Source organism: Bacillus sp. AFS041924 (genome assembly GCF_002577195.1).
Classification (GTDB): Bacteria; Bacillota; Bacilli; order Bacillales; family Bacillaceae_G; genus Gottfriedia.
Window position 1 is genome coordinate 18,456 of the sequence record NZ_NULG01000098.1, and the last position, 14,894, is coordinate 33,349.

The window sequence follows — 14,894 nt, forward strand, 5'->3', positions numbered from 1 at the left end:
ATGCGCCCAACAATTGTTTAACAAAAAAAAATTAGTGAAAGAAAATACTGAACTAATCAGCTTTGGAAATAAAGCTTTTGATTGAAAATTGTAGGTTGATTAAAACACACAGCAACAGAGGCTTAGAGTAGTAAAAACAAACAATACAAAACAACAATGGATGAGGAGAACTAGAGAATGAAGAAAAAGCAAACAAGCAAACTGCTAGTAGGCGCACTAACTGCTAGTTTCGTATTTTCACAAACTCAAATGCTTAATGTATTTGCACAAGGCCCAACTAAATTAGATCGTGCTGTAGAAAACCTTAAATCTAATGTAGAAAGCAAATTGAATCTAACTGCAGAACAACGTCAAGCTCTTAAGAACATTGACAAGTTCAATGCACGAGGACTCCATTTAACGGACGACGTGGACTTAGATAGTTCAAAAACTGTATCAGTTATCGTTGAGTTCAACAACAAACCAAAGAAAGTCGCTATGATTGAAGCGGCTGTAAATGGACAAGCCTTATCTTCTTCAAAAGCACAAAGCGATGTAGACAACGACCATGCAACATTTAAAACTGATTTAGAAAATGCATTTACATCAAAATCTGACGGAACATACAAAGTGAAACGTGAATTCAAAACTGCATTCAACGGGGTATCATTACAAGTTCCTGCAAACAAACTACAAGCGTTAGTTCAATCAGGAGCTGTTAAAGCAATCTATAGTAACCAAACTGTACAGTTAGACGAGCCTAAGTCTCCTAAGTCAGAATCACTTAATACTGAAGGAAGCACACATGGAATGGCAGCTGAGCGTTCTTACCTTAAAATAGACCAACTTCACAAAGAAGGTTTTACTGGTAAAGGCGTTAAAGTCGGTGTCCTTGATACAGGAATTGATTACAATCATCCAGACTTAAAAGACGCATACAAAGGTGGTTATGACTTTGTTGATAATGACAACGATCCAATGGAAACAACATACGCTGATTGGGTAAAAGCTGGTAAACCACTTATTAATGGTGGCGCAACACCTTACTACACTGAACATGGAACTCACGTAGCTGGTACAATTGCAGGTCGTGCAAAAGCTGACAATAACCTTTCTACTCTAGGGGTTGCTCCTGACGCAGATATCTATGCTTATCGTGTACTTGGCCCAGGCGGTGGCGGTACGTTTGAAGGGATTATCGCTGGTATTGATCGAGCTGTATCAGATGGCATGGATGTTATCAACCTATCTTTAGGTGCAGTTTACAATGATCCATTAACACCTCAAAGTATGGCACTTAACTATGCTGTATTAAGTGGTGTAACATCTATCGTTGCTGCAGGTAACTCTGGCGATGCAATGTACACTGTAGGAAATCCTGGTAATGCAGCTTTAGCACTAACAGTAGGTGCAAGTGATGTCCCAACAGCGATTCCAACAATGAAAGGTCATGATGATACTGTAAATTTCGATATGCAATTATTAGCAAGAGGATTCGATGACAATATCGCATCATTAGCAAATAAGACATATCAAATTGTACGTATTCCTGGATTTGGTGCATCTTACAACTATACTAACTTAGATGTTACTGGCAAAGTAGTACTAGTTGCTCGTGGTTCAACTACAATCAACGATAAAATCTTACAAGCTAAATTAAAAGGTGCAGCGGCAATCCTGATCTACAATAATGACACAAATGGTTTAATGCCATTCTATTTTGCAGAAGGTGCAGACTTTATCCCTTCATTTAACTTAACAAATGCTGATGGTCTTGCATTACAATCTAAAATCTTAAGCGGCAAAACAGAATTTACTTTTAGCGACTTAGCTCAAATCACAACAAAAGGCGATGAGTTAGCATCTTTCAGTTCACGTGGACCATCTCGAGTAACTTATGATATCAAACCAGAAGTTACAGCTCCAGGTGTAAGCGTACTATCAACTGTTCCTGGATTTATTCATAGCCCAGATAATCCAACTGACTATAAATACGCATATGATCATATGTCAGGAACATCAATGGCAACTCCGTTTGTAGCAGGTGTTGCAGCATTATTAAAAGAAGCTAATCCTAACTTACAACCAGAAGATATCAAAGCGCTATTAATGAATACAGCTGATCCATTAAGCAAGACTTACTCTGTATATGAAGTTGGTGCAGGACGAGTTGATCCTTTCCAAGCATTACATTCTTCAATTGAGATTAAGGTGAAAGACACAACACCAGTTGTTGTTAATGGAGAAACAACTGATATCAAAGAAATTACAAGTGCACTAAGTTTTGGTAACGTAGCTTTCACTGGTAAGGATTTAAGTGAATCTCGTTCTATAAAATTTGAGAACAACGGTACTAAATCTAAAACGTTTGATGTAAAAGTTTCTTATCAAACAAACGCAAGAGGCTCAAAGGATGCAGAAAAGAATGGAGTAACAGTAACGACAGACAAAACTGTTAAGGTTCCTGTAAATAGTAATGTAACAAGAAAAGTAGACCTTTCAATTCCAACGACAGCTGAAAAAGGTATTTACGAAGGATATGTAACTTACACCAACCAAGATGATCCAACTGAAACATATCGTGTTCCGTTCGGAGTCCATTATGTTGAAGAAGGAATTACAGACTTTACTCTTTCTCGTAACTCAATCACGAATGACCGTACTGCATTAACAAGTCCGATCATGGATCCAAATTTACTTGCAACATTCACATTAAATTCTCATATGAGGTATGTTTACTCAATTCTTTCTGATGCAAAAACTGGTGAAGATTTAGGTATGGCGAATTCGTTTGATGGAATGAGTTTCGAAGAAGGTAAACAAAATTTATTCCAACCATTCAGCGGATATATCTATCCATTCACAGATAGTACACACCAATCTATTAAGAAAGTAGCAACTTTACCTAGAGAAGGTCATTACAAACTAAAACTTGTCGGCGTGAATGATGCTGGTAAAGAATTTGTTAATACACAAGACTTATTTATCGACAATACTTCTCCTAATAAGTTCGATGTGAAAGTACAAGGGGAAAGAGAAGGAAGTCCTTTCGTTGAATTCAAGAAAGGCGAAACTTCAATTCCTGTAACTGCTTCAATCCACGACCAAACGGTTGAACAAATGAAAGCAGCTGGTATCAACATTAATCAAGGTACAAACGGAATTCCTTATTCTTGGAACAGCAATAAAATCACTGGAAAGCTTAAAGCAGATGAAAACGGAAACGCTTCAGACAGAGTTGCAGTATCTGGACCAATAACACAAGTGTTCTTCGTTGGTGGTGACCAAGCAACTAATGCAAATGCTCAAAAGACGTACTACCTTGTTCAAGATGATTACTCATATGTATATGGCGAACCACAAGGTCCGACTCGTTACAATCAAATGGTATCACATATTGGAGACACAAAAACAAACACATTAACTGCTAATAATGTAAAGAATGTAAAATCAGCTCTTTTCAAGTTCTCAGCTAATTCACTTGATACAAGCATTGAAAGTGTTAAGTTAAACCCTGCAGCTGCGGCTTTAGGTGGAACATTATCTACAACAACAACTACAACACAAACATCAAATGGTCCTGTCGTTACAGTACAAGCAACAGTTACATTTGATGGTTCTCAAGATGTATCAGGTGACATTCAAATGGTTGATGTAACAGTTAAGATTCCGGATATGAAAAAACCTGTATCAGGATCTTCTTTAAATCTTGCATCTACTAAGATTACAAATGTTAACGGAACAGTAACAAGTCCTTGGGGAACTTTCTCGGGAATCGTTATTTTACCGAAGTTCGCTGCTTTAGGTGGATATGTTTATGCTCAAGGCTTATTAACAGCTAATGGAAACTTCAATGACAGTCCTACTAGAGATTACACAACAATGGGAATTAAGGCTTACGTTCAAGATAAAGATGGCAAAACATACGATGGAACAATGGCTAAGAACGGTCAATATTATGTAACTGGATTACCTGTTACTCATGATGATATGTCAATTGTGTTTGATGTTCCTGGACATTTTAATACGTACACTAATTTCCATGGTGCATACGGAAATCTAGATGGTGAAGATTATGGAAAGTATTTTTACATTGGCGCTGATGTTTCAACAGCAGTTGGTGGCGACGTAAACAAAGACAACGTAATCGATATCATGGATGCAATTGAAATGCAAAAATATTGGGGAACAAACAACCGTAGTACAGACATCAACTTTGACGGCACAACAGATGTAAATGACTTGGCATATGTTTACTACAACTTTGGAATGGGTAACCCAACAAATCCAAATGCAAATCCAAAAGCTAAGAAAACTTATAAAGGTCAAACGTTAGACAGCATCATCGCAGAATTAGGTTTAAATTAATTTAACTGGTAACCTAAACAGCTTCAGAGTTGTTTAGGTTACTCATTTTTTTAACGAATGGAGCTAAGAACTAAAAAGTATCGGTGAAATTATATCAGCACAATCTAGAGAATAGTAAACCCTGAAAAAATATATTTTTAGAACTTTGTCTTCAATATGTTAGCCTGTTCTCAATACGCGAGAACAGGCTTTTTAAATTTATACCAAACATTTTGTAAAGTGTTAAAGTACCTAATATAGAAAAATATAGTTTGTAGTATACTAATAACGTTGATAGAAGGAGAAGAAGATGAATATCGAAAAATTAGTATATCTTATCGAAGTGGCCAAAACAGGTTCCTTTTCGATTGCTTCACAAAATCTTTTTGTGAGTCAGTCTGCCATTAGTCAATCGATTATTAGTATCGAAAAGAAATTTGGTATAAAATTATTCGAGCGTAAAAGAGGTAATCGTGCTGTTCTAACGAGCGATGGAGAAGAAATTATTACGAATGTGAAAGAGATTTTTATAAAATATCAAGAACTTATGGAAAAAGTACAAATTATTAATAATAATGTGAATGGTAAGTTAAAAATATCTACCACACCAGGTTTTTTTGCAGTCCTTTTAAGCCCAATTTCAGCGATTAGAGATGACTATCCTAAAATCAATATCGAGATTTTTCAAAAGCCTGGACAGGATATTATTGAAGATATTTTGGAAGAACGAAGTGATATAGGTGTGTTACCATTAATAAAACATTTACTTGAAAATGATGATCGCCTAGTCTATCATAATTTATTTGAAGCAAAAATGAAATTAATGGTAAATAAAAACTCTCCATTAGCAGAAAAAACATTTGTTACACCGCAACAAATCGTCAATGAAACACTGATTACCTATGATGGGGAATTCATTCATTCGTTTAAAAAACTGTTCTATACGGAGTTTGGCATAATGAATGAGTTATTTACCACTACAAATACGGATACATTAAAAAAAGCGGTCGAAGAGAACTTAGGTGTGTCATTTGTACCTGCCTTCAACGGAGTTAATTACAATTTGAGTGATGCTGTTATATTACTAGATATTGTTGATTACGATGCTGTCAATCTTCAATATGTATGGATCATGTCTAGTAAAAAGCATTGTTCAAGTATGATAACTGATTATATATTGAAATTAAAGGAAGAATTAAATTCTTAATTTAAAAAAGGGGCTGTCCCATAAGTTAGAGTAACTAGCTTATGGGTGGCTCTTTTTAATTTTAAACTGTTTTATTTAGATTGTTTGAAGTTCGAACGCTTCGTGAATGTGCACACTGTTTCTTAAAATATATTCAAAATGACATAGTAGTATTTAATATAGTTCGGCAGCATTCGATGGATCGCTGTATTGGTTGGGGGTGTTTTTGTATTAGCACTAGGATTACAATAAACTAAGAAGGAAGAGAAGCTGAATTTCGGCTTCTCTTTTTCTATAAATCTATAAGGTAAAGGAAATATTGAGACCTTAATGAGTAAGTAGTAACAAATAGTTTTTTATGTTTTTGAGTGATTTAATTTAATAAATATAAGAAAAACTTATAAAGTTATTAGAAGTTTATAAACTTTACACTCGAATATTGTCGAAATAGATCAATTTAGTGAGTGAACATTGGATTAATCCACTATATATAACCCGATTGAGTATTTTTAGAATATTTTCAATAATTAGATTAAGGGAGTGGCAATGAAGAGCGATGAATGAACGAATTTAAAGACTCATAGTATTTTAGATTCAAAATTCCTCTACTATTCAAACATCATTTTCTGTGTATCTTACTACAATGGGGGAAGAGTATGTTAAAGAGAACGAGTAAAAGTAAAATTGCAAAAGGTCTTACAGTAGCTGCTTTATCAACTAGTTTTATCTTAAGTTCTTTAAGTCATGTTTCAAATGTAACAAAGGCTGAGAATGCTTCAACTGCAGAAGCAATTTTAGCAAAACTAACTCAACAGCAAAGAGAGGCGTTACAAAAGCTTTCAACAACTGATCAATCAGGGCTTTTTCTTGATTCAAAAGTGAATATAAACAGTGCAGAAACTGTTTCAGTAATCGTTTCTTTCAAACAGAAGCCTAAGAAGATTGCTGTATTAGAAGCGGCATTAAAAGGACAAGCTTTATCGGGTGAAAAAGCAGCAAGCAATGCAAATGCAGATCATGTAAAGTTTAAATCAGATTTAGGTTCATTATTTAAATCAAAATCTAATGGTGTTTATAAAATCAAACGCGAATATAAACATGCATTTAACGGGGTAGCGATAGAAGTCCCCGCAAATAAATTACAAGAACTGATGAGATCAACAGCTGTACAAGCGATCTATAGCGATGTAACTGTTAAATCTGAGCTTCCTGTAGAGGGGAAGGAAACATCTACAGCTTCAGCGGGTAAAGGAATGGCAGATGAGCGTTCATACCTACAAATTGATAAATTACACCAAGAAGGTTATACAGGTAAAGGTGTAAAGGTTGCGGTACTAGATACAGGTGTTGATTACAATCATCCAGATATTAAAGGTGCATTTAAAGGCGGATACGATTTTGTAAATAATGACAACGATCCGATGGAAACAACTTATGCTGATTGGGTAAAAGCTGGTAAACCAGGTGGAACATCAGGAGCTGGAAACTATGTTACAGAGCATGGAACTCACGTATCAGGGACAATAGTAGGACAAGGAAAAAATGAAAGTGAAGACGCAACAACTGGTATTGCACCAGATGCGGACCTTTACGTATACCGTGTATTAGGACCAGGTGGAAGTGGAAGGACTGACAATATCATCGCCGGTATTGATCAAGCAGTTGCAGACGGTGTGGATGTTATGAACCTTTCATTAGGTGCTAATTATAATGACCCGCTAATTCCTGAAAGTATCGCAATTAATAATGCGGTTTTAAATGGTGTAACAGCAGTAGTTGCTGCTGGAAACGCAGGAAATAAGATGTACACACTAGGATCACCAGGAACGGCAGCTTTAGCATTAACAGTAGGCGCTAGCAGTGTTCCAATTACGACACTTGGAGGAAAAGGATCAATCGACAATGTAACGGCATCTTTACTTTTGATGGCAAAGAGCGCAGGGGATGATGTTTCTAGATTAAAAGGTGTAACGAATTCGGTTGTAGATGTAAATCTAGGAGAGGCATATTCTGGTAAAGATGTAAAAGGTAAAATTGTTCTAATGAGTCGTGGAACATATACATTAGATTCTAAAATAGCGGTTGCTAAATCACAAGGCGCTGCAGCAGTTCTTATGTATAATGACAATCCAACTGAAGGACAAATCCCAACCTTTTTAGGGGATGGTGTAAATTTCATCCCAACGTTTTCGTTATCTAACGCAGATGGACTTGTTTTGAAGCAAAAGCTACAATCAGGATCTGTTAACTTTACATTTACTGACATAGGTGAAGCGAAAACACAGGGCGATACATTAGCTGACTTCAGTTCAAGAGGACCTGCTAGATTAACATATGATATTAAACCAGAAATTACAGCTCCAGGTGTAAGTGTATTATCAACGGTACCAGGTTTTATTAACAACCCAGATAATCCAACTGATTATAAAAATGCATATCAGCGTATGTCAGGTACATCAATGGCTACTCCATTTACAACAGGTGTTGCAGCATTATTAAAACAAGCTAATCATAATTTACAACCGGAAGATATCAAAGCGATTTTAATGAATACTGCAGATTCTTTAAGTAAGTCATACAGTGTATTTGAACAAGGTGCAGGTCGTATTGATCCATATAGTGCTATCCATTCAACGATTGAAATTAAAGTGCAAGAAAAAACACCAATGATTGTTAATGGAAGAGAAAAACAAATTAATGAAGAAACAGGGGCACTAAGCTTTGGTAACGTATCATTTAATGGAAATGACTATTCAGATAACCGCACAATCACTTTAATGAACAGAGGAGAAAAGTCAAAAACATTTAATGTAAAAGTTAATTTCCAATCAAACTTACGTGGTTCAAAAGATGCTCAAGCAAATGGGGTAACTGTTCAAACTCCATCATCCGTTACATTAAAAGGAATTAGCCAAAAGAAAACAACTATTACATTAAACATTCCAAAAACAGCCGAAAAAGGAATTTACGAAGGGTATGTTGTTTATACAAACAAAGATAATCCTTCTGAAACATATCGAGTACCATTTGGTGTACATTTTGTAGAAAAAGGATTCCAAAGTATGAATCTTGTTCGTCAGTCATTTTCAACTGACCGAAATAACTTAAATAGCGGATTATTTTATCCATACTTGCTAGCTAATTTCTCACTAAAATCACATATGAAATCAATCGATGTCGTATTGACTGATGCGGTGACAGGTCAAGATTTGGGCGTAATGAATTCATTCGATGGTGTCGCTTATGATGAAGGCACAGAGTACCAAATCGCAGCTACTGTAGGAGCGTATTATCCTTTTACAAATGACCCAACAAACCCGGTGAGCAAAAAGCCTCTATTACCAAAAGAAGGTTTATACAAAGTTAAATTAATTGGATATGATGATCAAGGTAAATCATATTCAATCTCTCAAGATATGTTAGTAGATAATACAATGCCAAATAAATTTGACGTTCAAGTTGAAGGTGAAAAAGAAGGAAATCCGTTTATAGAGTATAAGGCAGACCAACAGACAGTTCCGTTTACTGCTTCGATCAATGATAAGTCAGTTGAGCTTATGAAAGCAGCAGGTATGAAAGCAGATCAGTCTCAAAACATATTGGCATATTACTATAATAGCCCATGGTTATCAGGAACAATTAAATTAGATGAAAACGGGTTTGTTAAAGATGAAATTGAAATGAGTCCAACTACACAATTCCTATCATTTAGATTCCTAGGAGGAGACCAAGCAACAAATGCATTTGGTGATAAGCAATATATTTTCACAAAAGAAGGAACTCCATATGTATACGGTCAACCACAAGCAAAAACAAGAAATAATCGACTTATTACACATCCAGGTGATACAAATACAATTACATTAACTGCTAATAACGTTGCTAAACTGAAACAAGCAGGATACAGTTTTACAACGAACACAGCTGATACGAATATCGTGAATATTGCATTAAATCCAGCGGCCGTAAAACTAGGTGGACAATTAAACGTAACAACAACAAATCCAACGAGTACAACTGTTAAATCAGACGTGAATGTAACATTTGATGGATCTACAGAGGTATCTGGTGATATCCCAATGGTAGATGTAACATTTAAAATTCCACAATTAAATGATATTGTAAACTCAAGCTTTTACAATGTAACGACTACTCTTACAAGTGTAGATAATTCAGTAACAAAACCATTGACTTATATCGTACCAATTGCGATTCTACCGGATATTTCAGCGGTGGCTAGTTACATTCATCCAGAAAGTTTCCAAAATGCAGATGGCACTTTGAAATCGATTGATTTTACAAAACTTGGAGCAAATGTAACGATTGTAGACAGCAAAGGAAAATCATACACAGGAACAATGAATACAAAAGGACAATTCCGTATTACTGGATTACCGGTTACTAAGGATGAATTTACTGTGATTACAGATATTCCAGGTCACTTTACAACATCAGGTAAGTTCGACAATGTATTTAATACAATTGATGGTTTCATGAGTGGTATTAATAAAACAATCGGTACAGAAGCTGTTGATGTTGCAACTGCGGGAGATATTAATAAAGATAATGTAATTGATCTAAATGATGCATTAGCAGTTGAGACATACTGGGGAACAAACAAACGTTCAGCTGATATCAACTTTGATGGCACAGTTGATGCAAAAGATTTTGCATATGTAGAGAAGAACTTCTTAATGCAAAATCCAGCTGTAGACAACGCTCCAAAACCAGTGAAGAAATCACAGGGTAAGACACTTGCTGATATTAAGAGTGATTTAGGTATCCAATAATCGAGCAAGTTATGAGTAGAGTAAGAAATTTATAGAATAATTGATAAAGGTTGTCTCATTAGTCATAGTACTTTTGAGGCGGCCTTTTTTATTTAATATGAAAGCCTAAGAGGCGAACACTGAGTGAACTTTANNTAAAGTTCACTCAGTGTTCGTTATTTTCCCAACCAATAGCTTTCTTGGAGCGTCCAGTTTGCCCAAAAGGAAAAATAAAGGGATGTCCACAAGTTAGAAACATAACTTATGGGACATCCCTTTTATTTGTTAATTAATAATTAAAAGGCGAAGGAAAAAACAAATACTGTAGTTAATCAATCGTTGTCCAATCTTGAGACCATTTCATTAATTCTTTAATAACTGGTTCTAAAGCCATCCCTTTTTCTGTCAATGAGTATTCGATTCGAACCGGAGTTTCAGGATATACATCTCGTTTAACAATACCTGCTTGTTCTAAATCCTTTAATCTTTCTGAAAGGACACGGCCACTGATTGGTAAAGTTGATTCGATTGTACAAAATCGTTGTGATCCAGAAAGAAGTTGAAAAATAATTAGAATTGCCCAGCGTTTACTAATTATTTCTACGCTTTTTTCAAACCGAGGGCATAATAAAGAAAAATTCATATAAAACCACCTCACCTATAACCATATTATAACGAAATTAATATGAATAACAAGATTACCATACATAATTTTATTACTTGACGTAAATAGTTTACTAAATTAAACTTACTTACATAAAGTAACTGAATAATTTTTTACTAAAACAATATTAGGTGAAAAAACATGATAATGAATACAGAAGTATGTATTGTAGGTGCTGGACCTGGGGGTGCACTATTAGCATATTTACTTGCAAAAAATAATATTTCCACAGTTCTAGTAGAACGCCATAGTGGAATCGATAAGGAATTTAGAGGTGAACATCTAAATTCTGAAGGTGAACAACTATTAAAAAAGCACAACCTTTATGAAAAGGTAAAAGAATACGGTCTACTGCTTATGGAGCGCGTTGAATATTGGAGTGGAAACAAGATAATTAAAAGTATTTTACCACAACCAGATTCTGAGCATGTTGGTATTCACGTTCCACAAAATCATTTATTAAATGTAATTTTAAAAGAAGCAAATAAATATGATAACTTTAAACTTTTAATGGGGACACGTGTTTCCAATTTAATTGAAGATCAAAAAGGTCGCTATGTAGGTGTTAAGGCAATACAGGATCGTACTGAAATCACAATTCATAGCTCGATTATCATAGGTGCAGATGGTCGATTTTCAACGATTCGCAAATTAGCAAATATACCGACGGATATAATCAAACACGGCTATGATTTACTTTGGGCTAAAGTACCGAAACCAATTAGTTGGGATCCTACAGTTAGGCTAACATTAATAAATAAACAACAGCTAGCTTTATTTACTCAAGCTGGTGGATTTATTCAAATTGGCTGGAACATTGAAGAAGGTTCATTTTCAAAATTAAGAAGTAAATCTTTTAAACCATTTGTAAACCAGTTAATTGGAGCATTTCCAGAACTGACTGAGACTGTACAGCAAAATATAAAATCTTGGAGTGATTTTGTATTATTAAATGTCCAAAGTAGCCGTAGCAAAACATGGGTTAAGGATGGCTTAATTATTATGGGAGACGCAGCCCATACGATGAGTCCAACAGCTGCACTCGGTGTAAACATTGCAATGAAAGATGCTGATGTGTTAGCAGAAGTCATACAAGAAGCTATTTATAATCGTGATTCTAGTATAGTAATGTTAAAGAAATTTGAAAATGCTAGGCGTGAAGAAGTTGAGAACTTACAAGAGCACCAGCTAATTCAGGAAACCTCTTTTAAACATCATTTCGATGTGACTTTATAAAGTAATATGTGAGTAAATAGAAAATTGGACAAGCAAGAATCAGTAAATGTATTATCAAATAAGATGAAGCGTAAGAATTCAGGAGGACCTTTGCATGATCAACGAAAAAGTAGTTTCTTTATTAAAAGAGAAAATTAATGTCATAAAAAATAACGATAAATCAATTTATTTAGTTGGACCAATTAAACTGCCAGTAAACTTAGATGGAGAAACAGTCATTTTTCAATGGTATTGTTGGCTTCGCTGCGAGGATATTGAAGGAGATTTTTGTAGCGATGGTTCATACAACACAGAGAAAATTATTAGTAAATTAGCTTCTTCAAATTTAGCAGAAATGCAACAATCAAGTGTATTAGTTTACGGTGATTTTGAGAATTCTGAGGATGCGCTAATTCGAATGCATAGCATATGTCATACAGGTGATATTTTTGGAAGTAAACGTTGTGATTGTGGATTCCAATTAAAAGAAGCGATGAAAATGATTTCTTCAAATGAATCCGGTGCATTATTTTATTTAGCAAATCATGAAGGAAGAGGAATCGGTTTATTTAGTAAAGCAATGGCATATGTTCTTCAAGAGCAAGGATTTGACACTGTTGAAGCAAATGAAGAACTTGGGTTTGTAGATGATGCGCGAAACTACGAGGATGCTATTCGAGTGCTAAAAACACTTCGTTCAAAACCAGTTACATTAATTACTAACAACCCAAGAAAATTGGATGCACTTCAAACCTCTGGAGCTAATGTGTCTGGAAGAATTCAATTATGGGGAGACAAATCAAAGTATAACGAAAAATACTTAGAAACTAAAATTGTTCGTTCGGGTCATTTTAAGGGAGGTCGTTCACATGAGTAATCATGAATTTTATATGAATCTAGCTATTCAAAATGCATTGGCGACGAAAGGTCAGACTGATCCGAACCCATTAGTTGGTTCTGTTATTGTAAACGATAATCGAATAGTTGGAATTGGAACTCACTTAAAAGCTGGTGAACCACATGCTGAAATTCATGCACTTAGAATGGCAGGAGATAAAGCTGAAGGTGGAACAATTTATGTAACACTTGAGCCTTGCTCTCATCATGGACGAACGGGTCCTTGTGCCGAAGCAATTGTAAAAGCTGGTTTAAAAAAAGTTGTTGTCGCAACACTTGACCCGAATCCACTAGTAGCGGGAAGAGGAATAAAAATCCTTCAAGATGCTGGAATCGAAGTAATCGTCGGAGTTTGCCAAGAGCAATCGATAAAAATGAATGAAGTATTTAATAAATATATATCTGAAAATATTCCTTTTGTTGTAATGAAATCTGCTTCTACATTAGATGGGAAAATTGCTACACATTCATCTGATAGTAAATGGATTACTTCCCCAGAAGCTCGAAATGATGTACATCAATTAAGAAATGAAATTGGCGCGATATTAGTCGGTGTTAACACAGTATTAAAAGATAATCCTGAATTAACAACTAGAATTCCAAACGGACGTAATCCAGTTCGAGTGATACTAGATTCAACTTTAAAAATTCCTTTAGATTCAAAAGTTGTTATCGATCAACAAGCTGAAACATGGATCTTTACAAGTCAAAAGCATTCTGAACAGAAAAAAATAGAATTAGAACACTTAGGTGTAAAAGTATTTGTTACGAATGATTTAAGTCGAGTTGATTTACACGAAATGCTTAAAATTCTAGGCGAACTTTCAATATCTTCACTATTAGTAGAAGGTGGCGGAGAAGTGAATGCTTCCTTTATAAATCAAAAATTAGTTGATAAAGTGATCGTCTACTTAGCTCCTAAATTAATAGGTGGAAAAAATGCACCTACTTTTTTAGAAGGTACTGGGATCGATAAAATGGGACAAGCAATTGAACTTGAAAATATTGAATTAACGAAAATTGGTCCTGATTATAAATTTATCGGCTATCCAAAATTTGTAACAACATGAGGAAGGACTTTTAGAATGAGATTTGGATTTGATATTGACGATACTTTAATTGACTTAAGGCAACATGCTTTTCATATTTACAATAAAAAACTAAATAAAAATGTTCCGATAGTAGTTTACAATGAATTAAAGACAGTTGAAATTCATGAAGCTTTTGGCTTAACGGCAGAAGAAGGAAGCCATATGTGGAATAGTAACCTAGAAGAAACATACTTTACTACTTGTCCTCCATTTCCTTATGCAGTCGAAACGCTACAAGAATTAGAAAAGCAAGGACACGAAATCTATTACGTGACAGCTAGAAATAAAGAATATGGTGAACGAACAAAAGAATGGTTAATAAAAAATGGATTTCCAGTTCATCAAGATCGCTTTTACTGTGGAATGAAAGATTCTGAAAAAATTCACATTATAAAAGAATTAGATTTAGATTACTATTTTGATGATAAACCAGCAATTTTGAATACACTTTCCGAACTCACTTTGAAAGTATATTTAAAAGATACATCTTATAATCGAGGATTGGACATTCCTCGTATTACTTGCTGGTCTGAGTTAAAAGATATTGTTGAAAATGATTAATGGAAGAGGGGTTCCTATTTTTTGGGCCTCTTTTTTTATGCGTAAATAAAGTCAGAAGAGTTGTAATTAAAAGAAGAGTAGTATCAGTCCAGAGTTGGACATAAAATCGGAGCACCTCAAATAGGGGCTGTATTAGTGCAAATAAAAGTGTAGAAGTAGCAAATAAACAGTGCGGTTTGCAAATA

General features: G+C 34.9%; 8 protein-coding genes. 7 read left to right on the top strand and 1 reads right to left on the bottom strand.

Annotated elements, in window-relative coordinates; genetic code table 11:
• Positions 1-177: 177 nt before the first annotated feature.
• From COC46_RS17115 to COC46_RS17125, 3 genes are all read left to right on the top strand, one after another.
• A complete protein-coding gene (locus tag COC46_RS17115) occupies positions 178-4,347 on the top strand; it encodes a S8 family serine peptidase (protein ID WP_098811131.1) in 4,170 nt (1,389 codons plus the stop codon).
• Between the two features lie 289 nt (positions 4,348-4,636).
• Positions 4,637-5,533 carry a LysR family transcriptional regulator gene (locus COC46_RS17120; protein WP_098811132.1) on the top strand — a complete coding sequence of 299 codons (897 nt, stop codon included), beginning with the start codon at positions 4,637-4,639 and terminating at the stop codon, positions 5,531-5,533.
• A gap of 635 nt (positions 5,534-6,168) precedes the next feature.
• A complete protein-coding gene (locus COC46_RS17125; protein WP_098811133.1) occupies positions 6,169-10,302 on the top strand; it encodes a S8 family serine peptidase in 4,134 nt (1,377 codons plus the stop codon).
• A 307-nt stretch (positions 10,303-10,609) separates the two neighbouring features.
• Here the strand turns inward: COC46_RS17125 and COC46_RS17130 are convergent, their stop codons facing one another.
• Positions 10,610-10,924 carry a winged helix-turn-helix transcriptional regulator gene (locus COC46_RS17130; RefSeq protein ID WP_098811134.1) on the bottom strand — a complete coding sequence of 105 codons (315 nt, stop codon included), beginning with the start codon at positions 10,922-10,924 and terminating at the stop codon, positions 10,610-10,612.
• 162 nt (positions 10,925-11,086) lie between these two features.
• On the opposite strand from COC46_RS17130, the gene COC46_RS17135 reads away from it, so the two are divergent.
• The 4 genes from COC46_RS17135 (at position 11,087) to COC46_RS17150 (ending at position 14,709) form a co-directional block, all read left to right on the top strand.
• Positions 11,087-12,181 (top strand): FAD-dependent monooxygenase, encoded by a 1,095-nt coding sequence (locus COC46_RS17135; RefSeq protein WP_098811135.1) that lies wholly within the window; start codon positions 11,087-11,089, stop codon positions 12,179-12,181.
• A 94-nt stretch (positions 12,182-12,275) separates the two neighbouring features.
• Positions 12,276-13,037: a GTP cyclohydrolase II gene (locus COC46_RS17140; protein WP_098811136.1), complete on the top strand. Its 762-nt coding sequence runs from the start codon at positions 12,276-12,278 to the stop codon at positions 13,035-13,037.
• A complete protein-coding gene (gene ribD / locus COC46_RS17145; protein ID WP_098811137.1) occupies positions 13,030-14,127 on the top strand; it encodes a bifunctional diaminohydroxyphosphoribosylaminopyrimidine deaminase/5-amino-6-(5-phosphoribosylamino)uracil reductase RibD in 1,098 nt (365 codons plus the stop codon). The genes COC46_RS17140 and ribD overlap by 8 nt, the downstream gene beginning before the upstream one ends.
• A gap of 15 nt (positions 14,128-14,142) precedes the next feature.
• Positions 14,143-14,709: a 5' nucleotidase, NT5C type gene (locus tag COC46_RS17150; RefSeq protein WP_098811138.1), complete on the top strand. Its 567-nt coding sequence runs from the start codon at positions 14,143-14,145 to the stop codon at positions 14,707-14,709.
• Positions 14,710-14,894: the final 185 nt, after the last annotated feature.

Coding starts and splice junctions, on each gene's coding strand:
- COC46_RS17115 (WP_098811131.1), top strand. CDS start 178: ATGAAGAAAAAGCAAACAAGCAAACTGCTAGTAGGCGCACTAACTGCT.
- COC46_RS17120 (WP_098811132.1), top strand. CDS start 4,637: ATGAATATCGAAAAATTAGTATATCTTATCGAAGTGGCCAAAACAGGT.
- COC46_RS17125 (WP_098811133.1), top strand. CDS start 6,169: ATGTTAAAGAGAACGAGTAAAAGTAAAATTGCAAAAGGTCTTACAGTA.
- COC46_RS17130 (WP_098811134.1), bottom strand. CDS start 10,924: ATGAATTTTTCTTTATTATGCCCTCGGTTTGAAAAAAGCGTAGAAATA.
- COC46_RS17135 (WP_098811135.1), top strand. CDS start 11,087: ATGATAATGAATACAGAAGTATGTATTGTAGGTGCTGGACCTGGGGGT.
- COC46_RS17140 (WP_098811136.1), top strand. CDS start 12,276: ATGATCAACGAAAAAGTAGTTTCTTTATTAAAAGAGAAAATTAATGTC.
- ribD (WP_098811137.1), top strand. CDS start 13,030: ATGAGTAATCATGAATTTTATATGAATCTAGCTATTCAAAATGCATTG.
- COC46_RS17150 (WP_098811138.1), top strand. CDS start 14,143: ATGAGATTTGGATTTGATATTGACGATACTTTAATTGACTTAAGGCAA.